A 24,017-nucleotide genomic window follows, 5' to 3' on the forward strand; every position below is an offset into this window, starting at 1 on the left:
CGGGCCGCCACGACCGGGCGACCGACGCGCCGCCTGGTGATCGTCGAGTCGGGCACGAAGGCTGCGAAGATCCAGAAGTTCCTGGGCAAGGACTACGTCGTCGAGGCCTCCGTCGGCCACATCCGCGACCTGCCGCGCGGCGCCGCCGACGTCCCCGCCAAGCACAAGGGCGAGGCGTGGGCCCGCCTGGGCGTCGACGTCGACAACTCCTTCGCGCCGCTCTACATCATCACGCCGGAGAAGCGCAGCAAGGTCGCCGAGCTCCGCGAGGCGCTGAAGTCCGTCGACGAGCTCCTGCTCGCGACGGACCCCGACCGCGAGGGCGAGGCCATCGCCTGGCACCTGCTCGACACCCTCAAGCCGAAGGTCCCGGTCCGCCGGATGGTCTTCCACGAGATCAGCGAGCCGGCCATCCGCGCCGCGGTGGAGAACCTGCGCGACCTCGACCAGGACATGGTCGACGCGCAGGAGACGCGCCGGATCCTCGACCGCCTCTACGGCTACGAGGTCTCCCCCGTGCTGTGGAAGAAGGTCATGCCGAAGCTCTCGGCGGGCCGGGTGCAGTCGGTGGCGACGCGGATCGTGGTGGCGCGCGAGCGCGAGCGCATGGCGTTCGTGTCGGCGTCGTACTGGGACATCGCGGCGCTGATGGACGCGGGCGCCGAGGCGACCCCGCGCCAGTTCGGCTCGCGCCTGGTCGCGATCGACGGCGCGCGGGTCGCCACGGGACGCGACTTCGGCCCGGACGGCCGCCTCAAGTCCGACGCCACCGCGCTCGACGAGGCCGGCGCCCGCCGTCTGGCCGAGGCGCTGGAGGGGCGCGACCTCACCGTCGAGTCGGTCGAGTCGAAGCCCTACACGCGCAAGCCCTACCCGCCGTTCATGACCTCCACGCTGCAGCAGGAGGCCGGCCGCAAGCTCCGCTTCTCCGCCGACCGCACGATGCGCAGCGCGCAGCGGCTCTACGAGAACGGGTACATCACCTACCTCCGCACCGACTCCACGACGCTGTCGGCCTCGGCCATCGACGCGGCCAGGAGCCAGGCGCGCGAGCTCTACGGTGACGCCTACGTGCCCGACCAGCCGCGGCAGTACACCCGGAAGGTCAAGAACGCGCAGGAGGCCCACGAGGCCATCCGGCCCGCGGGCGACGTGTTCCGCACGCCGGGCGAGATCGCCCGCGAGGTCGACGGCGACGACTTCCGCCTCTACGAGCTGATCTGGCAGCGCACCGTCGCCTCGCAGATGGCCGACGCGCGCGGCACCACGGTCAGCGTGCGCATCGCGGGCACCGCCGCCACCGGCGAGGCCGTCACGTTCGCGACGTCCGGGCGCACCATCACCTTCCCCGGCTTCCTGCGCGCCTACGTCGAGACCGTCGACGACCAGGCGGGTGGCGAGGCCGACGACGCCGAGTCGCGCCTGCCCGAGCTGACGAAGGGCCAGTCGCTGACGGCCGCGTCGCTCACCGCCGAGGGGCACTCGACCAACCCGCCGTCGCGGTTCACCGAGCCCAGCCTGATCAAGCAGCTCGAGGACCTCGGCATCGGCCGCCCGTCCACCTACGCCTCGATCATCAAGACGATCCAGGACCGCGGGTACGTGTGGAAGAAGGGGCAGGCGCTGGTCCCGTCGTGGATCGCGTTCGCCGTCGTCGGGCTGCTCGAGCACCACTTCGGCCGGCTCGTCGACTACGACTTCACCGCCGCCATGGAGGACGAGCTCGACGCCATCGCCGCGGGCACGCAGGGCCGCACGAGCTGGCTGTCGGGCTTCTACTTCGGCGCCGAGCAGGGCTCCGAGGGCTCGGTGGCGCGCGCGGGCGGGCTGAAGAAGCTCGTGGGCGTCAACCTGGAGGAGATCGACGCGCGGGAGATCAACTCCGTGCCGGTCTTCGACGACGTCGTGGTCCGCGTCGGCCGCTACGGGCCCTATCTGGAGCGCGTGCGCGACGGGGAGTCCCAGCGTGCCAACCTGCCCGAGGACCTGCCGCCCGACGAGCTCACGCCCGAGGTCGCCGAGCAGCTGTTCTCGGTGCCGCAGGAGGGCCGCTCGCTGGGCGTCGACCCGATCAGCGGGCACGAGATCGTCGCCAAGGAGGGCCGCTACGGGCCCTACGTCACCGAGGTCCTGCCCGAGCCGGAGGCGCCGCCCGTCGTCGAGGGCGCGAAGCCGAAGAAGGCGCCCGCGAAGCCGAAGCCGCGCACCGGGTCGCTGTTCAAGGGCATGTCGACGGAGACGATCACGCTCGAGGACGCGCTGCGGCTGCTGTCGCTCCCGCGCCTGGTGGGCACCGACCCGGAGAGCGGCGAGGAGATCACCGCGCAGAACGGCCGCTACGGGCCCTACCTCAAGAAGGGCACCGACTCGCGGTCGCTCACCGACGAGGAGCAGCTGTTCACGGTCACCCTCGAGGAGGCCGTGGAGATCTACAAGCAGCCCAAGCAGCGCGGGCGGCGCACGGCCGCGGCCACGCCGCCGCTGCGCGAGCTCGGCGTCGACGCCAACTCGAAGAAGCCGATGGTGATCAAGGACGGGCGGTTCGGCCCGTACGTCACCGACGGCGAGACGAACGCGAGCCTGCGCAAGGGCGACAGCGTCGAGCAGATCACCGACGAGCGGGCCAGCGAGCTGTTGGCCGAGCGGCGGGCGAAGGCACCGGCGCCGAAGAAGGCCCCGGCCGCGCGCAAGCCGGCCGCCCGCAAGCCCGCGGCCAAGAAGCCGGCGGCCAAGCGCGCCCCGGCGGCGAAGAAGGCCCCGGTCGAGAAGTAGTCGCGGTCGAGAAGTAGTCGCGGCCGAGGAGCAGGCGCGGCCTGGGACCGGGCGCGCTCGGTGACCAGGCGCCGCGCCACCTTTGCTCTGGACACCGATACGCACCACCGTCCCCGGTGCGTATCGGTGCTCAGAGCAAAGGGCGTCAGCCGACCAGCAGCGCCTTCACCGCGGCCGCGACGCGCCCGCCGTCGGCCCGTCCGGCCGCCGCGGCGTTCGCCTTCTTCATGACCTGCCCCATCTGGCGCGGGCCGGGCTGCTCGCCCAGCTCGGCGGCGGTCTCGTCGACGGCGGTGCGCGCGATCGCGGCCAGCTCGTCGTCGGAGAGCTGGGTGGGCAGGTAGCGGTCGAGGATCTCGCCCTCGGCCCGCTCCTGCGCGGCGAGCTCGTCGCGGCCCGCCCCGGCGAACGCCTCCGCCGACTCCGCGCGCTTCTTCGCCTCCTTGGCGATCACCTTGAGAACTTCGTCGTCGGAGAGCTCACGCGCCTCGGTGCCGGCGACCTCGGCATTGCCGATGGCCGTCAGCGTCATCCGCAGGGTGGACTTGACCAGCTCGTCGCGGGCCTTCATCGCCGCGGTCAGGTCGGCCCGCAGCTGCGCCTTCAGGGTGCTCACGCCGCGGAACGGTACCCCCGACGTACTCTGGAGCGGTGAACAGCTGGGCTCGGCTCGCCATCGGAGCCACCACGACGGGCGCCGCGGCCGTCGCCTACGGGGCGGGCGTCGAGCGCCGCCGCTGGACGCTGCGCGAGGCCACGATGCCGGTCCTCGCCCCCGGCACGCGCCCGCTGCGCGTCCTGCACGTGTCCGACCTGCACATGACGCCGGGACAGCGCGGCAAGCAGCGCTGGGTGGCCGACCTGGCCGCGCTGGAGCCCGACCTCGTCGTCAACACCGGCGACAACCTCGCCCACACCCGGGCCGTCCCGAGCGTGATGGCCGCGCTCGACCCGCTGCTCTCGCGGCCCGGTGTGTTCGTGTTCGGCAGCAACGACTACTTCGGCCCGACCCCGAAGAACCCCGCCCGCTACCTGACCGGCACGCGCACCAAGCCCACGGGGGAGCTGCTGCCCTGGCGCGACCTGCGCGCGGCGATGGTCGAGCGCGGCTGGCAGGACGCCACGCACGCCCGGCTCACCGTCGACGTCGACGGTGTGTCCGTCGCGGTCGCCGGCGTCGACGACCCGCACCTCGGTCTCGACCGCTACGACCGCGTCGCCGGCCGCCCCGGCCCCGGCCACGCCCTGCGCCTGGGCCTCACGCACTCCCCCGAGCCCCGCGTCCTCGACGCGTTCGCCGCCGACGGCTACGACCTCGTCATGGCCGGCCACACCCACGGCGGCCAGCTCCGCCTGCCCGGCTACGGCGCGATCGTCACCAACTGCGGGATCGACCGCTCCCGCGCCCGCGGCGCCTCCCGCTGGGGCACCCACACCCACCTGCACGTCTCCGCGGGTCTGGGCACGTCGCCGTGGGCCCCGGTCCGGTTCGCCTGCCCGCCGGAGGCCACGCTGCTGACCCTCGTCGCCCGCCCGGCGGTCCCGGCGTCGGCCGACGCCACCCCCGCGGACGCCGCGGCGGACGTCGGCTAGAGTGGTCCACGGTTCGCAGCACGATCGCGGGCCATCGGGGTGTGGCGCAGCTTGGTAGCGCGCTTCGTTCGGGACGAAGAGGTCGCAGGTTCAAATCCTGTCACCCCGACCACACAAAGCCCTGGTCACAGGCTCCGCAAGGAGACCGAGACCAGGGCTTTCGTCGTTGCCGCGGCCGGGTGGGTGACTAACTGCGTGACTACCCCGATGCACGCGGGAAGATCCGATCCATCACCGTGGCCCCGTCCTCGACCACCGGCCGGATCTGCTTGCGGTACACCAGCTCGGTGACGCTGGTCCCACTGTGGCCGACGAGCCGGGAGATCTGCTCGATGGGCACCCCGTCGTCGGAGAGCAGCGAGACGAAGCTGTGGCGCAGTTCGCGAGGCGTCCAGTCCTTCGCTGGAAGCCCCGCTGTCGTCGCGATCCGCCGGAACCCACGCCGCACGTTCGCCGCGTCCAGAGCCGTCCCGACCTCCGAGGCGAACACGAGGTCGTTGCTCTCCCAGCGCGCGCCGGCCAACCGTCGGGCCGCCGCCTGTCTGACCTTCTGCGCCTGGAGGACATCAACGCAACGTTGCGGCAGTGCGAGCGTGCGCCGGGACTTGCGGGTCTTGGTGTCACCGCCGACCCGGACCGAGCGCCACACCATGATGTGCGGCGGGGTGACGTCGAGGTTCACGTGCGCCCACGTCAGCGCCCGCAACTCCTCCGTCCGCGCCCCGGTGAGCAGCGACAGCACGACATAGGCGCCGATCGTGGAATCCTCCGACGCCGCCAGCAGCGCCTCAGCCTCGGGCAAGGTGAGCGCCTTGGACGGGCGACCGATCTGCCCGACCGGCGTGTCGCAGAGCAGCACGACGTTGCGCTTGACCTGGTCGCGAGCTTGAGCACGAGCGATGGACCTGCTCAGGATCGCGCGCACGTCCCGCAACGTCCGGGTGCTCAGCGTCCGTGCCTTCTCCGCCAACCACTGGTCGACGTCCTCAGCCGACAGCTTCGCGAGCTTGCGCGCACCGAGAGCCGGGATCACGTGCTGCGTAGCCAGGATGCGCCGCGTCTCGACCGTGCTGGCATCCCGTCCGCTGAGCCCGTACGCCAGCCAGTCCGTCACGGCCTGCCCGACCGTGTACGAGTGAGGCGTCGACGCGAGCCCGTCGTCGTAGTCGCGGATGATCTCCTTGAGCTTGTTCTTCGCCTCGGTCTTGGTGCGTCCGCTCCCGCGCTTGACGATGCGCTTGCCCGCCGGGGAGTAGCCGACGGTCACGGAGGCGATCCACCGTTCGCGAGCGGCATCCCAGTGCAGGCCACCGTCTCCGCGGCTACGCCGACTTGTCATAGCCGACCCCCGATTCCGCGACGAGCAGGGCGACGTAGTCGGCGATCGCGGCCGCCGGGATGAGGCGGGCGCGTCCCTGGCAGACCGAGCGCAGCCGACCGGCCCGGATCTGCTCGTAGATCACGCTGCGGCTCAGCGACAGGAGGGCCATGGCCTCGGTGACGCGGTAGAGCTGCCTGCTGGTCATGTCGTCCTCCTGGTCGTGCGTCGGTGTGATCGATTGCGTTCTGCGATGGCGGCGGCCAGCTCGCGTTCGCCGTCGTCGCGGTGCCCGAACCGGACGGGCACCCAGTCGTTGACGACCACGACGGTGTCGGGGTCGATCGGGTCGGCCCCGCCGAGCGCGGCCAGGTCCTCCCGGAGCCGCCAGAGCCGGCGCTCGCCGCGAATCGTGCGGAAGGTGACGCTGTAGCGTTGCGACTTGGTGAGGAAGTGGCCGCGGAAGCCGAGCATGTGGGCCCAGCGGTGCAGGTTCAGCTGCTCGTACTGCTCCAGCTCGCCGAGCCGCCACGCGGTTTCGATCATCGCCCGGTGGTGCGGGGTGAGGTCGAGGTATCGCACGTGCTCGAGGTCGCGGATCGGACGGTCGGCGCCGTTGGTGGCGCCGGTGCCCTTGGTGGCGTACTTGGCGATGTAGCCGGCCAGGGCGGCGTCGGTGATCTCGCCCGCGTCGTTCTCGACCTGCCGGGCCGCGGAGGGGGTGACCGGGCGCAGGTCGAGCTGTGCGCCCCAGCCGAGCGTCATCGCGGTGCCGTCGGGCCGGGCGACGGTGAGCGAGCCGGCAGCGGCCGCGGTGGTGATGGCCGTGCGCAGGGTGGTGTCGTCGAGTCCGGTTGGGCAGGGATCGGCCGGTCCTCCCGGGCCGTCGAGGCGGACGACGGCGTGGAAGTGGACGAGTCCGCGGCGTTGGTACTCGGCGACCTTGGCGTAGGAGACCCGAGCGCAATCGCGGAACTCGCGCGCCTTGACGCCGAGCTCCGCCGCGAGTGCGCGGCGCAGGGTGGTGGTGAACCGGGCCCACAATGCCCCGGCGTGGGCCTGCCAGAGCACCGCCCCGACGTAGTCGTACGTGTCGGGGTCGACGGCGCAGCCGATGCGAGGGTCGTCGGGGTGGTGGCGTTCCCCGCAGCGGCAGGGCACGACGAACCCGCGGGCGGTGACCTTCCGCGCGTGGACGGGCCCGAACGAGGGCGCAGTGACGGTGAGGAACGCCCGCGGCCGGTCCGTCACGCTCGTCGGGACGTTCTTGGTGTCGTCTCCGGCGAGCCCGGCACGCAGGAGGTGGAAGGCGTCGGCGGCGTAGCGGTCCGAGCAGGCCGGGCAGACGGACTCGCGGCGGTTCCCGCAGGGGGCGAGGACGTCGCCGGAGCGTTCAAGCAGGACCGCGCCCCCGCGGCCGATGACGCGGGAGGAGCCGCGCAGGTGGATGGGTGCGGCGCATCCCCCGGTCTGCTCGACCGCGGCCCGCCAGGCCGGATAGCCGGCGGATCGCAGGCGGGTGCTGATCTGGTCGTCGGTGACGGTCATCCGGACCACCACCAGCGCATGCCGGCCTCGTGCGCCCACTCGCGGGCGAGCTGACGGGTCGCGTACAGCTCGGCGAGGACGGCGCCGAGGCAGACGAGGGTGAATCCGCCGGAGCCGACGCCGAAGTACAGCCAGCCGGCCCCGACGCCGACCGCGAGGAACACGGTGCACTTGAGCCAGGTGAGAACGGCCCATTCGGTGACGTCCCACATCACGCCACCCCCACCAGGTGCGGGGCGTGCTCAGCGCGCCATGCAGCGGCGGTGAGGGCGTCGGCGCGGTCCTCGCGGCGTTCCCGCAGCCACCGGACGCCGAGGCGCACGGCGACGGCCAGGACGACGAGCGGGCCGGGGGTGAGCAAGCCGAGCGTGACGGCCTGCTCGACGGCCGGGACGATCGCGCCCGCGCAGCCGATCACGCAGACGAGCGCGAGCAGGGCGGTGATCAGGCGTGCTTCGTAGGTCTGGTGGGTGGTCATGACGCGGTCTCCTCTCCGGCCGGGCCGTGGGTGGTGTGGGTGGGGAAGGGCAGGACGTCACCTGGGCTGCGCGGGGCCGGGACGTCGGCGCCGCGAGGTGCGCAGCGGTGGGCGAGTTCGTCGATCTCGTCGTCGGTGACGTAGCCGGCCCGGAACCGCACCGGCAGGCGAGAGCCGGCGTCGATGACGAACCCGATCCCGGCGTGTGCCTCGTCGCCGGGGATCTGGTCGGCCAGCGCCCCCCGGTCGCGGGCTCCGTCGCCGAGCGCCATGTCGACGTGGGAGGCGGCGGTGACACCGAGGCAGATCCGGGTGGTGAACAGGTCCCGCACGTCGACGACGTCCTTAGACGGTTCCTGCACGTAGCCCATGACGGTGTGGTCCGCGGCGCGGCCCTGGGTCAGGATCTCGGCGAGCAGCCGCAGGGCCTCACGGACGCCGCTGCGGTCGCCGTAGGCAGTGAGCATGGCGAGTTCGTCGATGACGAGCAGCTCGACCGGGGTCTCGGTGCTGATCTCGCAGGTGCGGACCTTGTGTTCGCGCATCCACGTCTGGCGCTCGACCATGGAGTCGCGGAAGTCGCCCAGCAGTTCCAGGGCGTCGTCGAAGGTGGTGGCCCAGCGGTGGAACAGCGCTTCCCCGCGGTCGGTTTCGGTGCCGCCCTTGAGGTCGATGGTCCAAACGCGGACGAGGCCGTCGCGGATCATCGGGCCCATCGCGCGCAGCGGGTTCCACAGCAGCGAGCCCTTGCCCGCGCCGGAGGCGCCGACGACGAGCAGGTGCTTCCCGCGGATGCGGATGGTGAACGGCTCCCCGCGTTCGTTGTCGCCGACGTCGAGCGCGCGGAGGTTCACGAGATCCGAGGTGGCCGGGATGGGTGCGGCGTCGATGACGTTCGGGAACGGCATCCGCCGCTCGACGACCATCGACAGGACGCCGGGGCGGGCGCGGGTGACCGCGACCCGGTGTGCTCCGAGCGCGTCGGTGAGGGCGGGCATCTTCTCGGTGAAGGTGGCCGGGTCCTGTCCGCGGACGATGCGGACGCTTAGGGTGTCGATCGACGGGGTGACTGCGCGGACCCGCAGGACCCGGGGGCAGAGGATCTGGCCGGTGCGGCGGTTCTCGCGGGTCAGGTCGCAGTCGGTGAAGACCTCGCGCCAGCGTCGGCCCCGGTAGGCGGTCCAGCGGCGCCAGACGGTGCGGACGCGGGGGGCGATCCAGCGGTCGTAGGTGGGCGGGTGGGCGCGCCACCAGATCAGGAACGCGGCGAGCAGCCCGCCGAGGCCGGAGGCGACGGCGGTGGCGCCCCACAGGGCAACGGACCAGATGCCGAGGACGGGGATCAGGGCGAAGGCGGGGTGTCGGAGCAGCCACACCAGGGCGCGGATCTCGGTGCCGGTGGAGCGGGTGGCGCCGCGGGGACCGCGGTCGGCCGGGTGGTGGGTAAAGTGGGTGTTGCGTGCGGTCATCGGAATCATTCCTTGGAATTGACGGTGGGATGGGTCGGGCCGGGACACGACGCGTTCTCGTGTCCCGGCCCGAGGTATCGCGGTGGACTTATCGATTGTTCTTGCCGTCGAGCATTCCGCGGGCGGAATCGAGCTGGACCATCAGGAATGCAACGTCCCGTGCGAGGTTGCGGTGGGTGGTGCGGAACCCGCCGGCCCGGAACGGGATGCCGCGGACGGACTTGCGGAGGCGGCGCATCGCGGCGTCGAGATCGTCGATGGCGCGGTCCACGGTGGCGGCCATCAGGACCTCCACTCGCGGGAGAGCAGGTCGGCCTCCCAGCGCTTGGCCGACACCGCGATGATCCGCAGGGTGCGGTGGGTCTTCTTCGCCGCGGACTTGATCTCTTCCGGCGTAGCGACCGCCCACGAGCGACCGTTGACCCCGTTGGAGGCGCGGGAGCGCTGGGCGTCCTGGGCCTTCGCACCGAGCTTCTCGATCTCGGCCAGGGCGTCGCCGACCTGCTGCAGGGACGCCCAGAACTCGGCGAACCTGGCGACCGACCTGCGGTTGAGCGGACCCCGTGGTCGCAGGCGGGTCCTGGTGGGGGCGGTCATGTCAGACGCCCTTCCGGATCGCGGTCTGCGCCAGCCGCAGCCCTTCGGCGACCCCGGCCCGCCACGCCTGTTCGGTGGCGAGCAGGTCGGCCCCGTCGCGCAGGGTCCAGCGGCGCCGCTCGCGTTCGAGCCGGCGCACCAGTCGGGCGACTCCCTGGGTCTGGGCCCGGGCGGCAGGTCTCGTCATCGTGTTGGTGGTCATCACGCACTCGCCTTCCACTGCGCCGCAGCGCTGGTCTCGTCCTGCTCGGTGTCGGTGTCGGGGGTCTCGCGGTTGCCGCCGCAGTCGACGCACACCCCGTCACCGGTGCAGATCTCGCACTCGGTTCCGTCTTGCGCATTCGGGTAGGAATCGGAGGTCGTGCCGTACCCGTCGCACGGGTCGCACGCTCCCGATCCGCTACAGCCATCACAGATCATCGAACTCACCTCGATGAGTTGGTTTCGTTTCCGGCGCACTGTTGTGGGTCGGATCCAGGCATGGGTGTAGCCACTGTGGAATTCTCAAGAAACAAGCGGATCAGATCCGCGGGCCGGGGATCCGGCCAGAGACGGGGCGCCGGGTGACGCGGCGCGGTCGGGCTATGCGGCGGAGGTCGCCGCGTCGGTGTCCAGCTCGGCAAGCGCGGCCGTGGCGGCCTCGATCAGCCGGACCAGATCGGGTCGGCGGGTGAACAGGCTGATCCGGGCGGAGTTGGCGCCCTCGACGTGCAGCACCACCCGGCGCTCACCGTGCGGGACCGTCCAGGTGACCGGGGTCCGCTCGTAGAGGTGCACGCCGATGACGACCGGAGTTTCCGCCGTCCACGCGCCGGGGGTGCTCACTTCTCGCCCCGCGGCGCCGGGGCCGAACCGGCCGGGGCCAGACCCATCGCCTTGAACGAGATGCCGGAGATGGAGCGACCGTCCGGGCTGTCGATCTGGTAGGCGTTGATCCGCGGGTTGATCAGCGCTACCCGGGCGTCCTCGGGGAAGTCCTGCCCCGGGTCGGTCTCCAGGGTCACCTTGATCTCCTCGCCCTTCTGGCTGCGCTGCCCCGGCTGGGTGCGCAGCTTCGCGAACAGCGACACCACGAACTGGGTCACCCCGTCGCGGTTGGTCACCATCACGAGCCCGCCGTTGCCGTCGTCACGCATCTTCGGCGCGGGCGGCTCGACCACCGTGAGCTTGTAGCTGTCCAGCAGAACCGGGATGTCTCGCATCGCTGCCTCCTCGGCGTGGGGGCCGGTGGGTTTCGGCCCGTCGAGGACAACTCTCCGCAAAATCGCCGGACGGCTGCACCGCATACCTGGACAACTCAGGACGTCTCAACGACGATCGAAGTCGTCCCTACTTGTACGGAGGTCCGGGTGGCGAACGAGCGACTGCGCGACGCGATCCTGGCCGCGGGGCTCACCTACGAACAGATCGCCGAGAAGGCCGACGTGGACCCCAAGACCGTCGAGCGCTGGACCCTGCAGACGGCCCGCAAGCCCTACGCCCGGCACCGCCGCACCATCGCGGCTCTGCTCGACCAGCCGGAGTCCTGGCTGTGGCCCTCAGCCGTCCCTCCGGAGCGCCAGGCCAGCATCGCCACCTCCGAGATCGTCACGGCCTACCCGCACCGCAACGCCATCCCGTCCGACCTGTGGGACCGCCTGCTGCACGCCGCTGCCGACCGAATCGACATCCTCGTCCACTCCGGACTGTTCCTTGTCGAGCGCCCCGACTTCATCCGCACCACCGCCGAGAAGGCCGCCGCCGGCGTCACCATCCGCATCGCGTTCGGAGACCCCGACTCCGACGCCGTCACCCTGCGCAGTGCGGAGGAGAAGCTGGGCGAGGGCGTCCTGGCCATGCGGATCAAGTACGGCCTGGCCTCCTACACTCCGCTCGTCGACACCCCCGGTGTCGAGTTCCGCTACCACGGGACCACGCTCTACAACTCGATCTTCCGGTTCGACGACGAGATGATCGTGAACAACCACGTCTACGGCGTCCCCGGAGCACACGCCCCCAGCCTGCACCTGCGCAAGCTCGGAGCCGGTGACCTGTTCAGCACCTACGCCAAGAGCTTCACCGACGTGTGGGCCCTGTCGAAGCCGGCCGCATGGTGATCTGATCGGCGCATGGCGCGCATCGACCACTACCAGGACCCCGACGCCCCGAAGGCGACCAGCATCGTCATCGCCGCGAGCGCGTTCGTCGTCGACGACGCCGAGCGCCTGCTGATGATCCGGCGCACCGACAGCGGCAAGTACGCACTCCCCGGCGGACGCCACGAGGTCGGCGAGACCATGACCCAGACCGCCATCCGCGAGACCGAGGAAGAGACCGGCGTGACCATCGAGGTCACCGGTTTGATCGGCATCTACTCCAATCCCGACCACGTCATCGAGTTCAGCGACGGCGAGGTCCGCCAGGAGTTCTCGATCTGCTTCCGCGGCCAGGCCGTGTCTGGTGAACCACGACCGAGCGACGAGACCACCGAATCCCTCTGGGTCGAGCGCGCTCAGGTCGCCGGACTCGACGTCCACCCGTCCATCCGGCTCCGCATCGAGCACGGCTACTCGCCGACCGGCGAGCCGTACTACACCTGATCGGCGATCCCCACGCTGTCGATCCACTCCGACGCCCGCGCCATCGCCGCCCGCCGCTCCGCCATCCCCGCGTCAAGGGCACGGATCACGTAGTGATCGGGGACGTAACGGGCCCGGACGTCATCCATCCGCGCTTCGAAGTCCATGCACTGCCCGTCCGGGCCAATCGTCATGTCCACGAACCACAGCAGATCCCGCGTCAGGGTCCGCTCGTCGACGAAGCCGGCCATCTCCTCGTCGAGGTCCAGGGCAGACGCCTCCGCCGCCGCAGACGAGTGCAGCGCAACGAGGTCCACGACCCGGGCCGGGACGTCCACGGTCTGCAGGTAATGCGCGCCGTCGAGCGGGTGGAACCCGGTCACCGCCAGCGGCGGGGCGTAGCCGACATCATGCAGCCACGCCGTCGCGTGCAGGATCTCGCCGTCCCTGCCGAGGTGCGACACCAGCCGGCCAGCTCGACCGGCCACGCTCTGCACATGCGCCCACCGACGCGGCAACGAGTCCTTGAGGAACTGCTCGGCCGTCGACTCGGCCCACTCCACTAGCTGCACCGTGCGAGCGTACGGACGCCGAAGCCCAGTCACCGCCTACCGCAGCAACGCCCATACCGACACGCCTATCAACGCAGCTCAGGCGGCATCAGATGCTGCGAAAGGCTGCTGTGTCCAGACTTTCCATCCCTGTTCAAGGCGCCGCCCTAACGGGCGGCGCGCGGCGCTGTGTCCGATGCAGCCGCAAGCGCTCGCGCGGGGCGTGCGGCCTCCGGCCGGTCCCCGCGCGGCGCACGGCTGCAGACGCCGCCGCCAGGTATCGCGTCAGAAATCCTACGGGCGACGCGATCTAACGGCGCGACGGTAGTCGTCTGTTCTTACGGCGAATACCCACACGAAACGGATGATGTGCGGCGGACCGGAATCGACACGCTGGCCGAGCACGTACACAACAAGCGGCTTCTCCTGAGGCGCACTGATGATCGGCACCTCCTCGCCTTCAGGAATCTCCGCAATCACACTCGGAAAGAACTCGCCCTGAAACCCGCAGAGCCCAATCGCCACCCCGTAGCGGTCAACAAGCCTTATGAAAGCCTTGAGCGGATCGATTTTAATCTCGCCCAGCTCTGCCTCGCTACCAAATAGCTTAAATGCACTCGATATTGAAGCCGTATCACCGCCAATTTGCGATGCGACTATGAGCGTGACATACGATGCCCGAGTTGCCGCGACCAACCGAGTTGCGAGGAGTACTCGAACGTCGCCGAACGCATAGGTTGACAGAAAGTCGGGGTCACGGAGAACCTCGGCGGCGCGGTCACGCCTGACACCTTCGGGGAACTCGTTGTCGGTGAAAATCGGTTCGACGAACACTGCGGTAGAAGGAGCGTCGGCCACTACAGTCACATCGCTTAGACTTCCTACTGACAGCATCTTGCGGAAGGGGTAGGCGACAGTCAGAAGTATCGTCGTCCCGATGCGTAGCTTCTCTGGGTCTACCGGAAGTTCCCCGCGCGGATATTTGTGGCTAAGGACGACACATTGACGCCTCGCCGCGTAATGGACGTAGAAGTCTTCACGATTGTCATGGAAGGAAGCATCGTCCCACATAACGAGTACGTGCGACACGCTGCGCGATTGCTGTGCTCCAAGTTCGCGCATCGCTTCATCTACGAACGGTTGAATGTCCGGTGGAGTTCCATCCACCATCGGCGTAGGTGACGACCGCCGAAGGTGAAGAAACAGTACGCCCGGCCCATCCGGCGACGACTTCTTTAACTGCCTATTCGCCTTCTTGATTACATCCCTAGCACGTCTGGGGTTGTCGTCGGTACTGATTCTCTTCACTTCCGCCCAAAACTGTACGGGCGCGTCAACAATGATGTCGGCCAGTCCGGCTTCTTCAAGCATATTCGCATTGAACCCCGCTCGCCGCAGCCAGCCCCAAAATGTCAGCTCAGCCACCACGTCATCGAACTTCGAAGCTTCTCGTGCAGCCCGTGCAACGTACTGCCGGGCTTTAGGGTCCTCAATCTGCTCTAGAACCGTTGCCATCCGACCAGGAGCTGCCCACGTGAGTTGGTCGAGCAGTAGCGTGATGATCGATGCAACACTCTCCGATTCATCCTCAAATGGAAACCGTCTGTTGCGAATATACTCGGAAATGTGGTCATAGAGCTGGACGGCTGGATGCGGCCTCCTGCCTTGACGAAGCAGAGCTAGTCCCGGATCTTCAAGAACTTCCTCAAGACATGCCAACAGGTCGGTCATCTGCCGGACAAATTCTGAGCGATCTTCGTCGTTATCGCTAAGATCAACTATCGGCTGAGGAGGCATCTCGTATCCACCGCACCATTCGTTGCGTCACTCAAATTGTGTCATCATGACAAGAGGTCAGGCACTTTGGTTGGCATCGTAGGGGGCAAGGCAGGCGTGCCCTCGCCGGGCGGCAAGTCTCCGGGATGGCCGGGTGTGGCATCCCGTCGACCTCCCCGAGGGGCTACCACACGACGTCCCGGGGGCAGAGCTGCATGACGTCCCACCGGCGGTTGCGTCGAGGGCTGCCCCCGGGCCGCCGCGCGGTCGGACGTTGCCAGGTCGACGGGATGCCACACGAGTTCCGGCGTGGTTGGGCGGAGCAAACCCGGAGCACGCGGCTGGGAGCGCCCGTCACGTCCCGAGACGCGCCGGCACGAACGCTCAGCTCAAAGGGCGCACGACGGTACGGCCTTTCAGCACCCGAGTCTCTGCGGCCGCCTTGACACGGAAGTGCTCATGCACTCGCCGCCACGGGCCTTCGGGATGCCCGACTGCGGCGCAACGGTACATCGGCCTGAACCTGATTCACCTGTCTGCGGACGGAGTAATGTCTCCGACACTATGGGAAGCTCAGCGGAGCCACGCAGCAAGACCGTTCGCTAGCTTCGAATAGAATTTTTCGTCGGGTACTGCGCCGGGGTTCTTTCCGGCGTCGTAGAACGACACATTTCTGAAGGTGGCCGACCTCGATGCGTTGAGATTCTTAAAGAATTCGAGCTTGCCCCGGCCAAATCCGACGAACATCCAAAATACCCCAAGGGCGGCGGTGTTCTGGAGCAGGGATCGAATCTCGGCTTTATCGCTTGGCTCATCGCTTACCTGCACGAGGACGATCGCGGGATCGCGTGCGCCGGATGACTGGTAGTGGCTTGCGGCGAGGCGCATGGCCTCGACAGTATGCCCCCATCCCCAATCAACCTGCGTGTGTAGTTGACCGATGCGGCCGCGGTAGTTGTCCAGGTCCATATCCTCGAGAAACGGCTCCCGGCTTCCGGAAAAGATGACTGGTACGGTTCCGTCATCATCCAAGTTCGCGGACACGGCAAGGATGCGTTCGGCGAACGCTTGGATAGCGAACGAATCGTACAGTTCTTCCATGCCGTAGTCGTGCGCGAGAACGAGGTAGATGGCGGCCCGCCGCCCCGTCACACCGGCATCCGATAGTGCTTGCCCCGCCTGCCTCGCTGCTCCAAGAAGGGCGGGAGCGCGATTCTCAACTTTCGACAGATTTACAAGCTGGTTGCTGCTCGGCTGGGTTGAATTGGCGCTGCTGACAGCGGACGGGTCTCGCTCATCGTCGGCGTCGACGTCGACGCCGTAGTCCGTCGCAAGCCCTCCAAGGCCGGATGCATAGCCCTGGCCGACTGCCCGCACTTTCCACCCCTCGTCTCGCCGGTACAACTCAGCAAGGACGACGACGGTCTCCCGAGAAACAAAGTCGGGCGGACGAAATTCGATTGACTCTGAGTTCCGGTGATTCACCGTCAGTGCGGGGGCAGTCGTAAACACCGTGTCGGGATGCGTAGGGTCAGCACTCACAACGACAACCACTGAGGCGACATCGCGAGGAATCTTGCTCAACTGCACCGAAACAGTCTTTCCTGAAATGGACACCCCGTCTTTGGAGGGGTTATTATAAAACACCAGATCATCATCAGTGCGTACTTTTTGGTCGCTGCCCAGCAGTAGGGCCGAGACATCAGATTCGGTGCCTCGTGCATCAACTACCAGTTCCACGCTCGTGCCAGCGAGCGCCGCATTGGCGCCTTTGGTGAGAGAGGCAGTCGCCACAAGTCGTCCAATCCCCGGAACGGTGAAGTCGGCTCATTATCATCTATGCGGTGGTCATCGTACCGTGGGCAGATAGGTACGGCCGCGTCCCAGGAGGCATCGCAGGATTCGCCGCTCGGGCGTGCTCGAGGTACTTCGAGGGCCGCCTCGCACCCTCCGTGGGCGGGTTCTGCCAGGCCGAAGGAAGAACCATCGTGTCAAACCCGCAAACCGACCGGGTCGGCCGAGCCACGGGTCCCGTCGAGGCAGCAGCCCGAACGTCGGACGCGCGTTCACACCGAAGAGCTCACCGCTGCCGAAGCCAGCTCCTGTCAAGTCAAGTGCGCGCTCCGCGCGCCGCCGGTCCCGGGCCCGCCTTGCCGCTCCGCTCACGGCGAGCCCGGCCGGCGCTCACTCTGCGACGCCCCTGAGATAGTGACCACCTGGACGTGAGGAGCACAGCATGGATATTTTGGACGTCTTGGTCGGTGGAGGCTTTGGGCTCATCCTCAGCGTCCTGGTTCAGAGCTACTTCCGCCCAGTAAGCGCGGCGATCGAATCGCGCAGTCGCCGTCGATGGTCCAGTCCGGTACTCATTCACGTTGAGAGAGATCCTGCCATCATCTGGCATGACGCGCCCGACTGGGTCGGGTTCCAGGTCTACGTCGACGATCCAACCCGATTCGCGGGCCCTACCCCTAGTGAACGGACCAAATGGCTGCGATGGATGAAGGCGCGAAATGCAGTCGACGCCTACACTACCCCGTTGCAGGTCACCATACAGGCACGAACGGAAGCTGCCGTCGTGATCGAAGGGCTGCTGTTAAAGCGACACCGATCGGTGCCATTATCGTCAGGCGCAATCTTAGTTCGAGCGCCAGCTGGCGGTGCCGATCTTGAGCCACGCCGGTTCGAAGTTCACCTCGACCGGGAACTTGTCGACGTCGACTGGCTACTTTCCACGGGTAATCCAGGGCGGCCACCGAGCCTCGTGCTCGCAGCCGGAGACATTGAGCGATTCCATATTTGGGCGACCACATCGCACGACAGCGAAGACGCTGTACGGCACGAGTGGACCGTTGAACTCCTTTTACTGGTCGAGGGCAAACGGCAAACCGAAGTAATCGACGACGATGGTAAGCCATTCGTGACCGTAACGCCAGGAAACCTGTCAAGCCATTTCAATACCCCGGGATCTGACGATTGGGACGGCAACCCACCCTCAGCCGCATCGTAGTGCGAAGACATGCCCCTCTCTCCGAATCGTCCACGTCGCGCCGGTGGTGTCCAGAGCGCCTGCGGCGTCGCTACGCGATGGCCGCGCCACCCTGGACACCACCACCGCGACGAGCAAGGCGGCCAGGATGAGGGAGCCGGGGAGGTCTGGGCCTAACCCCCGAGGTGCGCGCTTCAAGATCGCATCCCACGTCTACCTACCGGGAACGGCCAGGAACGACGCCAGGTGACGGGTTGGGTAGGCGCCGAAACTGTCCGCACAGCTCAGCGGCACTGTCCGGCACCCCGCGGCACCGTCCCGAGACACCGACTCGGAATCTCTAGTTCGCAGATCGGTCATGTCGTTGACTGCTGCTAGGTCGCGTGGTCGCGCGGGACCTGGCGAACGCGCACGGCGGCGGGCGACTCGGTTCGGTCAACATCAGCCGAGTGGCGGACAGCTGCACGGTCGCGCTTAGTCAGGTCCGGGCGTGCATCGTCCGCCTTCACCTGGAGGTGCTCATGCCCTCTTCGGGCATGTCCCCGGCCTGACACCGGCAGGGCAGGGCGGGTGCCGCCAGGACTGCGTGTGTGACCAGATGTGTGACCACGACGCGCGGGATAGGCCGGGACGAGCGGGATCCGCTGAACGGTGCTGGCGCGTCCGGCGATGTCACGCCGTTGTCGCTGGCTCTCGTGAGGCGTCCGGAGACGACCGACGCCTGACTCATACCCCAGCGATATCTTGCCGCACCACCTACACCTCCGACGCCGGCGTGCCCAATGTGGTCGATTCGAACTGTCGGAGCCATGCCCTGACGGTTGGTACGTCTGAGTGCCCGGCTGCGCGAAGGGCCTCGACGATGTCCCGGCCGCTGATGAGTGCGATGGGGTGTGCGTCGGCGCGTACCTCGGAGTAGACCTGCTGGTTAAAGTGTGACGTAGTGACAAAGACGCCGAAGTGGCGGTGGCGGAGTCGGGAGATGAGCCGTGCAACCTCCCGGACCCCGACGGAGTTGGTCTCGGTGTAGCACTTGGCTTCGAGGGCGAAGTCGATTGTGATCGGGTCTGACGCCGGGCCCACGACGTACTCGCCGACTGCATCGCGGCCCCCGTCGCGGCTCGCTCGGGTCACGTCGCATCGCCCTGTCGCGGGTGCGATCAGTCGCCACAGTTCGACCGCGCAGGGCTCGAAGTCGTGCTCGCGGCCCCGGAAGGCTTCCCGGATCTCAGAGAGGATGGCTCTGCCGACTGCATCGGACGGGAGTTGCTCGGTTCGGCTGCGGACGACCGTCGTGGACGGGGCGAGCATGGGTGAGTACTTGCGGCCCTCCACCCACGCCGACCACTCCGGCGGGCAAAGGGGGCTCTCGGCAACCCGGCCGTCGAGAACGTCCACTATCCATGCTCGTTCAATGCGGGCGACAGGTCACGTCCCCGCTGGTGGTGTAACTCCCGGCCCGTTCGGCGTGCCTGAGCATGTTGGAGGGGCCACCGCGTGAGTCTCTGCGTGAACCGACCAAGGATCTCGTAGAGAGGTGCCACGCGATGGCCCTGGACCAGTCTGCCCTGCTCGAAGTCCTCGATGCACTCAAGGCCGCCGATGTCGGTGATCGTGTCCGCCAGGCTGCGGAGACGGTTTATCAGGCGTTGATCGAGGCCGAGCTCACCGACGCGATCGGCGCCGGCCGCCACGAGCGTTCCGCGGAACGCAGCAACCAGCGCAACGGGCACCGCACCCGCATGTTGTCGACGACGGCTGGGGATCTGGAGCTGAAGATCCCGAAGCTGCGCACCGGCTCGTTCTTCCCGTCGCTGCTTGAGCGGCGCCGCCGGGTCGATCAGGCGTTGTTCGCGGTGGTGATGGAGGCCTACCTGCACGGCGTGTCCACTCGCAAGGTCGATGACCTGGTCAAGGCGCTCGGCGCCGACACCGGAATCTCCAAGTCCGAGGTCAGCAGGATCTGCGCCGATCTCGACGTCGAGGTCGGCACGTTCCGCGACCGCAGCCTGGCCGAGCAGCAGTTCCCCTACGTCTTCCTCGACGCCACCTACTGCAAGGCCCGGGTCAACCACCGGGTGGTGTCCCAGGCGGTCGTCATCGCCACCGGCGTCCGGGCCGATGGCTGGCGTGAGGTCCTCGGGTTCGCCGTCGGCGACAGCGAGGACGGCGCGTTCTGGACCGCGTTCCTGCGCTCGCTCAAGGCCCGCGGCCTGGGCGGGGTGCAGCTGGTCATCTCTGATGCCCACACCGGGCTCAAGCAGGCCATCTCCGCGGTCCTGATCGGCGCAGCGTGGCAAAGGTGTCGGGTGCATTTCCTGCGCAACGTCCTGGGGACGGTCCCCAAGGGCTCCGCGGAGATGGTGGCCGCGGCGATCCGCACGATCTTCGCTCAACCCGACGCCGGCCATGTCCGCGAGCAGCTCGGAGTGATCGCCGGGATGCTCGGCCGGCAATCGGTCAAGGTCGAGACGATGCTGCGTGACGCCACCGAGGACCTCCTCGCGTTCACCTCGTTCCCGGCCGCGCACTGGAAGAAGATCTGGTCGACCAACCCGCTCGAGCGCCTGAACAAGGAGGTCAAACGCCGCACGGACGTGGTCGGGGTGTTCCCCAACCCCGAAGCCCTGCTCCGGCTGGCCGGCGCGGTCCTGGTCGAGGCCCACGACGAGTGGCAGGCCACCGACCGCCGCTACCTCTCCGAGGCCACCATGGCCCTACTCACCGCCCCCACAACCCAAGAGGGGCTGGCCACCCCGGAACTGATGACGGCATGATCTGAACCGCAGAGACCCCACGGACCGAGTTACACCACCCGGCGGGACGTGACCGGGCGACATCGAGAACGGTGAAGCGGGCACGGTAATTCTGGAATCGCCGTCCACCTGTGCTGCGCCAGATCGCCTGCAGCTCGTCGTCGGACGACAAGCCGGAGGCGCCAGGAGCGAGTAGGCCGCGGAACATGATCCGGCGCCCGGGTGCTGCCTTCTCGAAGAGCAAGATGGGCGGGATGCGACGTCGTGCGTTTGCTGACTCGTGACTCCAGTCGAACGCGTCGCGAAGTAGGAGGTTGCCCCAGCGACGGGTGTCGTGCAGCTCGTGGCCCGGGCTGCGGTTGTCGCCGTAGTAGGTGAAGACGCCTGTCTGTGGATCAAGTACGTCAGGCCAGTCGGGTTCGGCGCCGGTCGTGTAGAGCACGGCCAGGCGCACCGTGCCCTTCCTCGGCGAGCCGGAGTAGCGAAATCCACCCTGGTTGCCCACCGGTAGAAGTCGCGCGAGCGGGTCGTCGGCCATCGTCCCGGTTCGGCCACCGTCATAGAGCTGGTCGACGATCAGGTCGGTGTCGGCAAGCGCCTCGAAGGGGACGACCTTCTCGTCATCTGGCACCGCGGCAGGCTAATCGGGCTCTTCCCAGATGAGGGTGTAGGTCGGCCGGGCGCGTCGGTCCGCAGATAGACGTCGAGGTCTCCCGACGATGGAGGTTCCTACGCCATCCATCCGAAAGACCTCGACGTGTCCGACGCTACCCCGCCGGCCGGCTTCGGCCGCCCTGACCTGACCGCCTTCGCTCGACTCGACGGCCTCGGTCTGAGCGTGACCGGGCAACGACTTGAACCGGATCGTGCGGTCCTCGCGTGCCGCGTGGTGGAACCAGATCAGTGGTGCCGACGGTGCGGCAGCGAAGGCGCTGCTCGTGACACCGTGATCCGGCGGTTGGCCCACGAGCCGCTGGGCTGGCGACCGACCGTGCTGGAAGTTGTAGTGCGCCGCTACCGCTGTGCCGACTGCGGACACGTGTGGCGCCAAGACACCAGCGCCGCGGCGGAGCCACGCGCGAAGCTCTCGCGCACCGGGTTGCGGTGGGCGCTGGAAGGGATCGTGGTCGCACACCTCACCGTCGCCCGTGTCGCCGAGGGACTCGGGGTCGCGTGGGACACCGCCAACAACGCGGTCCTGGCCGAAGGCAATCGGCTGCTGATCAACGACCCCACGCGGTTCGAGGGCGTGAAGGTCATTGGCGTCGATGAGCACGTCTGGCGCCACACCAGGCGTGGCGACAAGTACGTCACCGTGATCATCGACCTCACCCCGGTCCGCGATGGCGCCGGCCCAGCAAGGCTGCTGGACATGGTCGAGGGCCGGTCGAAGGCGGCGTTCAAGACCTGGCTCGCCGACCGCGACGACGCCTTCCGTGACGCGGTCGAGGTGGTCGCGATGGACGGCTTCACCGGGTTCAAGACCGCCGCTGCAGAGGAGATCCCGGACGCGGTCACGGTGATGGATCCCTTCCACGTCGTGCGCTTGGCCGGTGACGCCCTCGACAGGTGCCGGCGCCGGGTCCAACTCGCGATCCACGGGCACCGTGGGTTCAGGGACGACCCGCTCTACAAGTCGCGGCGCACGCTGCACACCGGCGCGGACCTGCTCACCGACAAGCAGAGCGACAGGCTACGCGCGCTGTTCGTTGATGACGCTCACGTCGAGGTCGAGGCGACCTGGGGTGTCTACCAGCGCATGATCGCCGCCTATCGCCACGAGGACCGGCAACGTGGCCGCGAGCTCATGGAGAAGCTGATCACCGACCTCAGCGCCGGCGTCCCCAAGGTGCTCACCGAGCTCACCACCCTGGGCCGGACCCTGAAGAAGCGAGCCGCTGACGTGCTCGCCTACTTCGAACGACCCGGCACCAGCAACGGGCCGACCGAGGCGCTCAACGGACGGCTCGAACACCTGCGCGGCTCCGCACTCGGGTTCCGCAACCTGACCAACTACATCGCCCGAAGCCTGCTCGAGACCGGCGGCTTCAGACCCCAACTCCTACACCCCCGATTGGGATGAGCCGCTAATCGATCAGTAGCAACGCCCGGCATGCTGTCGGGTACGAGCGACAACTGAGTGACAACCGCGGTGGGGGAGCGGGAACCCGGGCGGACACGAGCGGACGCTCAGCACGTGGTCGCCCGGGTTGCGCACGCGTCAGCTGGTCGCTTCAAGTGCCTGGCAGCCAAGTGGCTGCCTCGCCGGGCGGGCAAATTCCCGGGATGGCACGAATAGGCTCGGGGAAGCGGTCGCGGTCCCCGCTTCACCCCCAGAAGATAACGACAGGTGCCCACGGCGGACGCTTCGGAACGGCATGGCCCCGGAGCGGTTCCTGCGGCCCATGGAGCGCAACGGCAGACGTACCGTCGAGCGAAGTGATTCTTGTTTCGTAGGGCTACTGTTCATATGTTCAACAGGTCGTCCGGCGGCCAAGCTTCGTCCCTGGACAACTCGGCGGTCGTTTCTCGAATGCAGTTGCTGGGTCAGTCGTCGGTAGCGACGGTCCAGATCTGCTTCATAGGCATCTCAGCACGCAGGCCTTCCGGGAGCTTCGTGTAAATCTCTTGGATCCGGTTGATCAACTGCTGGGAGTCCCAGAGGCGGATCTGAAAGAACAGCCTCCTGGCCTCTTGGCGCGCGACCTTCGTGAAGCCGCCCCAGCTGACGAGAAGTCCGTGAGTTGCGCCGAAGTTGGCCATCACGCCCTGCAGTTCGCGCAAGGTAGGGGCGTCGCAGACTGAATTACCCGATTTGACCTGTACGGCCAGACGGCCGTCAAAACCCATGGGGCCGCGTCCTGCGAGGATGTCGACACCACCGTCTGGGCCTGCTGGTGATCTATCAGTCGAGTAGCCTTCTACGCGGAGGACTTCGTCCACGAGCCGTGCGAGTGCGTGACCGTGGAAGCGACTCCCGATCATCGCCCGTACCTGGTCTTCGACGTCGAGGGTCAGGTTGCGGCCGCCCACGCTGGCATCGTCCTCTTCGGCCAGGTCCTCGTTGCCGTCGTGGAGGCCCGGATCAGTGCCCGTCTGAAGCAGCGCATTGAAGCGGTCTTCGGCGTCGTTACGCTTGATCTGGCAGACGGTCATGAAGGCGCCCAGCGAGTAGAGAAGGTCTTGACCGATTGCTTGACGCGGAACATCCTCGCGTAACCACTTCACAGTTCGTTGATGAACGAGCGGTTCGATTGCGTCGGGCGCGAAGCTGTAGCCACCTGTCACCGTGCCGAACGCCACCGCAGGCGTTTCCTTGAGGGGCATGGCCACGAGGTCACCTGGCTTGATCCAGTTCAGGAACGTGTTGATTTGGCGCGCCCAGTTCTCCAGAGTTCCGGGCTTGTCATCCTTGTACGTTGTAGCGAGTCGGGCACGCACGTCGTCGAGGCTCGCTGCGGAAGCCAAATCGCCCAGTTCGCCCCAGCCGATCCCGACAAGTCCGTTTTCGAGAGCGACAGCTTCGCCGCCTTCGCCCCGCTTCCCACACCGAACAAGCCACACTGCCACGTGCAGATCATTCCATGTCGATGATCGTCGCTGGTTCAGGGG

General features: G+C 67.9%; 25 protein-coding genes and 1 tRNA gene. 8 read left to right on the forward strand and 18 right to left on the reverse strand.

Annotated elements, in window-relative coordinates; all coding sequences use genetic code 11:
• Positions 1–36: 36 nt before the first annotated feature.
• Positions 37–2,772: a type I DNA topoisomerase gene (topA, locus tag I4I82_RS13090; protein ID WP_226370431.1), complete on the forward strand. Its 2,736-nt coding sequence runs from the start codon at positions 37–39 to the stop codon at positions 2,770–2,772.
• 145 nt (positions 2,773–2,917) lie between these two features.
• On the opposite strand, the gene I4I82_RS13095 is transcribed toward topA, so the two are convergent.
• Positions 2,918–3,388: a GatB/YqeY domain-containing protein gene (locus I4I82_RS13095; RefSeq protein WP_218590060.1), complete on the reverse strand. Its 471-nt coding sequence runs from the start codon at positions 3,386–3,388 to the stop codon at positions 2,918–2,920.
• A gap of 35 nt (positions 3,389–3,423) precedes the next feature.
• Here I4I82_RS13095 and I4I82_RS13100 point away from each other — a divergent pair, with 35 nt between their 5' ends.
• The gene (locus I4I82_RS13100; RefSeq protein WP_218590061.1) at positions 3,424–4,365 is read left to right on the forward strand and encodes a metallophosphoesterase; all 942 of its coding nucleotides are present in this window, start codon (positions 3,424–3,426) and stop codon (positions 4,363–4,365) included.
• A 35-nt stretch (positions 4,366–4,400) separates the two neighbouring features.
• Positions 4,401–4,477: transfer RNA gene (locus tag I4I82_RS13105), tRNA-Pro, on the forward strand.
• An 87-nt stretch (positions 4,478–4,564) separates the two neighbouring features.
• Here I4I82_RS13105 and I4I82_RS13110 read toward each other — a convergent pair.
• From I4I82_RS13110 to I4I82_RS13160, 11 genes are all read right to left on the reverse strand, one after another.
• Positions 4,565–5,632: a tyrosine-type recombinase/integrase gene (locus tag I4I82_RS13110; RefSeq protein ID WP_226370028.1), complete on the reverse strand. Its 1,068-nt coding sequence runs from the start codon at positions 5,630–5,632 to the stop codon at positions 4,565–4,567.
• Positions 5,633–5,687: 55 nt separating this feature from the next.
• On the reverse strand, positions 5,688–5,891 hold the full coding sequence (locus I4I82_RS13115; protein WP_218590063.1) for a helix-turn-helix domain-containing protein: 204 nt from the start codon (positions 5,889–5,891) through the stop codon (positions 5,688–5,690).
• Entirely contained in the window at positions 5,888–7,231 is a 1,344-nt protein-coding gene (locus tag I4I82_RS13120; RefSeq protein ID WP_218590064.1) for a replication initiator, read from the reverse strand. Before I4I82_RS13120 ends, I4I82_RS13115 begins: the two co-directional genes overlap by 4 nt.
• A complete protein-coding gene (locus I4I82_RS13125; RefSeq protein ID WP_218590065.1) occupies positions 7,228–7,443 on the reverse strand; it encodes a hypothetical protein in 216 nt (71 codons plus the stop codon). Before I4I82_RS13125 ends, I4I82_RS13120 begins: the two co-directional genes overlap by 4 nt.
• Positions 7,443–7,709 carry a hypothetical protein gene (locus I4I82_RS13130; RefSeq protein WP_218590066.1) on the reverse strand — a complete coding sequence of 89 codons (267 nt, stop codon included), beginning with the start codon at positions 7,707–7,709 and terminating at the stop codon, positions 7,443–7,445. Before I4I82_RS13130 ends, I4I82_RS13125 begins: the two co-directional genes overlap by 1 nt.
• On the reverse strand, positions 7,706–9,178 hold the full coding sequence (locus I4I82_RS13135) for an FtsK/SpoIIIE domain-containing protein (RefSeq protein WP_218590067.1): 1,473 nt from the start codon (positions 9,176–9,178) through the stop codon (positions 7,706–7,708). The genes I4I82_RS13130 and I4I82_RS13135 overlap by 4 nt, the downstream gene beginning before the upstream one ends.
• 88 nt (positions 9,179–9,266) lie before the next feature.
• Positions 9,267–9,461, reverse strand: a complete 195-nt coding sequence (locus tag I4I82_RS13140; RefSeq protein ID WP_218590068.1) for a hypothetical protein — start codon at positions 9,459–9,461, stop codon at positions 9,267–9,269.
• Entirely contained in the window at positions 9,461–9,775 is a 315-nt protein-coding gene (locus I4I82_RS13145) for a hypothetical protein (RefSeq protein ID WP_218590069.1), read from the reverse strand. The genes I4I82_RS13140 and I4I82_RS13145 overlap by 1 nt, the downstream gene beginning before the upstream one ends.
• A gap of 1 nt (position 9,776) precedes the next feature.
• Positions 9,777–9,977, reverse strand: a complete 201-nt coding sequence (locus I4I82_RS13150) for a hypothetical protein (RefSeq protein ID WP_218590079.1) — start codon at positions 9,975–9,977, stop codon at positions 9,777–9,779.
• A gap of 380 nt (positions 9,978–10,357) precedes the next feature.
• Positions 10,358–10,600: a hypothetical protein gene (locus I4I82_RS13155; protein ID WP_218590070.1), complete on the reverse strand. Its 243-nt coding sequence runs from the start codon at positions 10,598–10,600 to the stop codon at positions 10,358–10,360.
• A complete protein-coding gene (locus tag I4I82_RS13160; RefSeq protein WP_218590071.1) occupies positions 10,597–10,977 on the reverse strand; it encodes a YdcP family protein in 381 nt (126 codons plus the stop codon). Before I4I82_RS13160 ends, I4I82_RS13155 begins: the two co-directional genes overlap by 4 nt.
• 147 nt (positions 10,978–11,124) lie before the next feature.
• Between I4I82_RS13160 and I4I82_RS13165 the strand changes: the two genes are divergently transcribed.
• Complete coding sequence (locus tag I4I82_RS13165) at positions 11,125–11,871, forward strand: helix-turn-helix domain-containing protein (protein WP_218590072.1); 747 nt, start codon at positions 11,125–11,127, stop codon at positions 11,869–11,871.
• Positions 11,872–11,883: 12 nt separating this feature from the next.
• On the forward strand, positions 11,884–12,354 hold the full coding sequence (locus tag I4I82_RS13170) for an NUDIX hydrolase (RefSeq protein ID WP_218590073.1): 471 nt from the start codon (positions 11,884–11,886) through the stop codon (positions 12,352–12,354).
• Here the strand turns inward: I4I82_RS13170 and I4I82_RS13175 are convergent.
• The 3 genes from I4I82_RS13175 to I4I82_RS13185 all read right to left on the reverse strand — a co-directional run bounded on the left by I4I82_RS13175 (position 12,345) and on the right by I4I82_RS13185 (position 16,454).
• Positions 12,345–12,896, reverse strand: a complete 552-nt coding sequence (locus tag I4I82_RS13175; protein ID WP_218590074.1) for an HD domain-containing protein — start codon at positions 12,894–12,896, stop codon at positions 12,345–12,347. The genes I4I82_RS13170 and I4I82_RS13175 overlap by 10 nt on opposite strands.
• A gap of 282 nt (positions 12,897–13,178) precedes the next feature.
• Positions 13,179–14,615: a hypothetical protein gene (locus I4I82_RS13180; protein ID WP_218590075.1), complete on the reverse strand. Its 1,437-nt coding sequence runs from the start codon at positions 14,613–14,615 to the stop codon at positions 13,179–13,181.
• A 618-nt stretch (positions 14,616–15,233) separates the two neighbouring features.
• A complete protein-coding gene (locus I4I82_RS13185) occupies positions 15,234–16,454 on the reverse strand; it encodes a VWA domain-containing protein (protein WP_218590076.1) in 1,221 nt (406 codons plus the stop codon).
• A gap of 442 nt (positions 16,455–16,896) precedes the next feature.
• Here I4I82_RS13185 and I4I82_RS13190 point away from each other — a divergent pair, with 442 nt between their 5' ends.
• Positions 16,897–17,670: a hypothetical protein gene (locus tag I4I82_RS13190; protein WP_218590077.1), complete on the forward strand. Its 774-nt coding sequence runs from the start codon at positions 16,897–16,899 to the stop codon at positions 17,668–17,670.
• A 735-nt stretch (positions 17,671–18,405) separates the two neighbouring features.
• Here I4I82_RS13190 and I4I82_RS13195 read toward each other — a convergent pair.
• Positions 18,406–19,047 carry a restriction endonuclease gene (locus tag I4I82_RS13195; RefSeq protein ID WP_218595763.1) on the reverse strand — a complete coding sequence of 214 codons (642 nt, stop codon included), beginning with the start codon at positions 19,045–19,047 and terminating at the stop codon, positions 18,406–18,408.
• Between the two features lie 149 nt (positions 19,048–19,196).
• Here I4I82_RS13195 and I4I82_RS13200 point away from each other — a divergent pair, with 149 nt between their 5' ends.
• On the forward strand, positions 19,197–20,426 hold the full coding sequence (locus I4I82_RS13200) for an IS256 family transposase (RefSeq protein ID WP_218596478.1): 1,230 nt from the start codon (positions 19,197–19,199) through the stop codon (positions 20,424–20,426).
• Here the strand turns inward: I4I82_RS13200 and I4I82_RS13205 are convergent.
• Positions 20,371–21,036, reverse strand: coding sequence for a hypothetical protein (locus tag I4I82_RS13205; protein ID WP_218595764.1), 666 nt, complete (start codon positions 21,034–21,036; stop codon positions 20,371–20,373). The genes I4I82_RS13200 and I4I82_RS13205 overlap by 56 nt on opposite strands.
• A gap of 126 nt (positions 21,037–21,162) precedes the next feature.
• On the opposite strand from I4I82_RS13205, the gene I4I82_RS13210 reads away from it, so the two are divergent.
• Entirely contained in the window at positions 21,163–22,488 is a 1,326-nt protein-coding gene (locus I4I82_RS13210) for an ISL3-like element ISPfr2 family transposase (protein ID WP_032401348.1), read from the forward strand.
• Positions 22,489–22,952: 464 nt separating this feature from the next.
• On the opposite strand, the gene I4I82_RS13215 is transcribed toward I4I82_RS13210, so the two are convergent.
• On the reverse strand, positions 22,953–23,975 hold the full coding sequence (locus tag I4I82_RS13215) for a restriction endonuclease (protein WP_218590127.1): 1,023 nt from the start codon (positions 23,973–23,975) through the stop codon (positions 22,953–22,955).
• Between the last annotated feature and the right edge of the window lie 42 nt (positions 23,976–24,017).

Source organism: Pseudonocardia oceani (assembly GCF_019263585.2).
GTDB classification, from domain to species: Bacteria; Actinomycetota; Actinomycetes; order Mycobacteriales; family Pseudonocardiaceae; genus Pseudonocardia; species Pseudonocardia oceani.

Excerpts from the sequence above, each read along its gene's own strand:
- I4I82_RS13115 (WP_218590063.1), bottom strand. The coding sequence starts at position 5,891 with ATGACCAGCAGGCAGCTCTACCGCGTCACCGAGGCCATGGCCCTCCTG.
- I4I82_RS13120 (WP_218590064.1), bottom strand. The coding sequence starts at position 7,231 with ATGACCGTCACCGACGACCAGATCAGCACCCGCCTGCGATCCGCCGGC.
- I4I82_RS13125 (WP_218590065.1), bottom strand. The coding sequence starts at position 7,443 with ATGTGGGACGTCACCGAATGGGCCGTTCTCACCTGGCTCAAGTGCACC.
- I4I82_RS13130 (WP_218590066.1), bottom strand. The coding sequence starts at position 7,709 with ATGACCACCCACCAGACCTACGAAGCACGCCTGATCACCGCCCTGCTC.
- I4I82_RS13135 (WP_218590067.1), bottom strand. The coding sequence starts at position 9,178 with ATGACCGCACGCAACACCCACTTTACCCACCACCCGGCCGACCGCGGT.
- I4I82_RS13140 (WP_218590068.1), bottom strand. The coding sequence starts at position 9,461 with ATGGCCGCCACCGTGGACCGCGCCATCGACGATCTCGACGCCGCGATG.
- I4I82_RS13145 (WP_218590069.1), bottom strand. The coding sequence starts at position 9,775 with ATGACCGCCCCCACCAGGACCCGCCTGCGACCACGGGGTCCGCTCAAC.
- I4I82_RS13150 (WP_218590079.1), bottom strand. The coding sequence starts at position 9,977 with ATGACCACCAACACGATGACGAGACCTGCCGCCCGGGCCCAGACCCAG.
- I4I82_RS13160 (WP_218590071.1), bottom strand. The coding sequence starts at position 10,977 with ATGCGAGACATCCCGGTTCTGCTGGACAGCTACAAGCTCACGGTGGTC.
- I4I82_RS13170 (WP_218590073.1), top strand. The coding sequence starts at position 11,884 with ATGGCGCGCATCGACCACTACCAGGACCCCGACGCCCCGAAGGCGACC.
- I4I82_RS13180 (WP_218590075.1), bottom strand. The coding sequence starts at position 14,615 with ATGACCGACCTGTTGGCATGTCTTGAGGAAGTTCTTGAAGATCCGGGA.
- I4I82_RS13190 (WP_218590077.1), top strand. The coding sequence starts at position 16,897 with ATGGATATTTTGGACGTCTTGGTCGGTGGAGGCTTTGGGCTCATCCTC.
- I4I82_RS13200 (WP_218596478.1), top strand. The coding sequence starts at position 19,197 with ATGGCCCTGGACCAGTCTGCCCTGCTCGAAGTCCTCGATGCACTCAAG.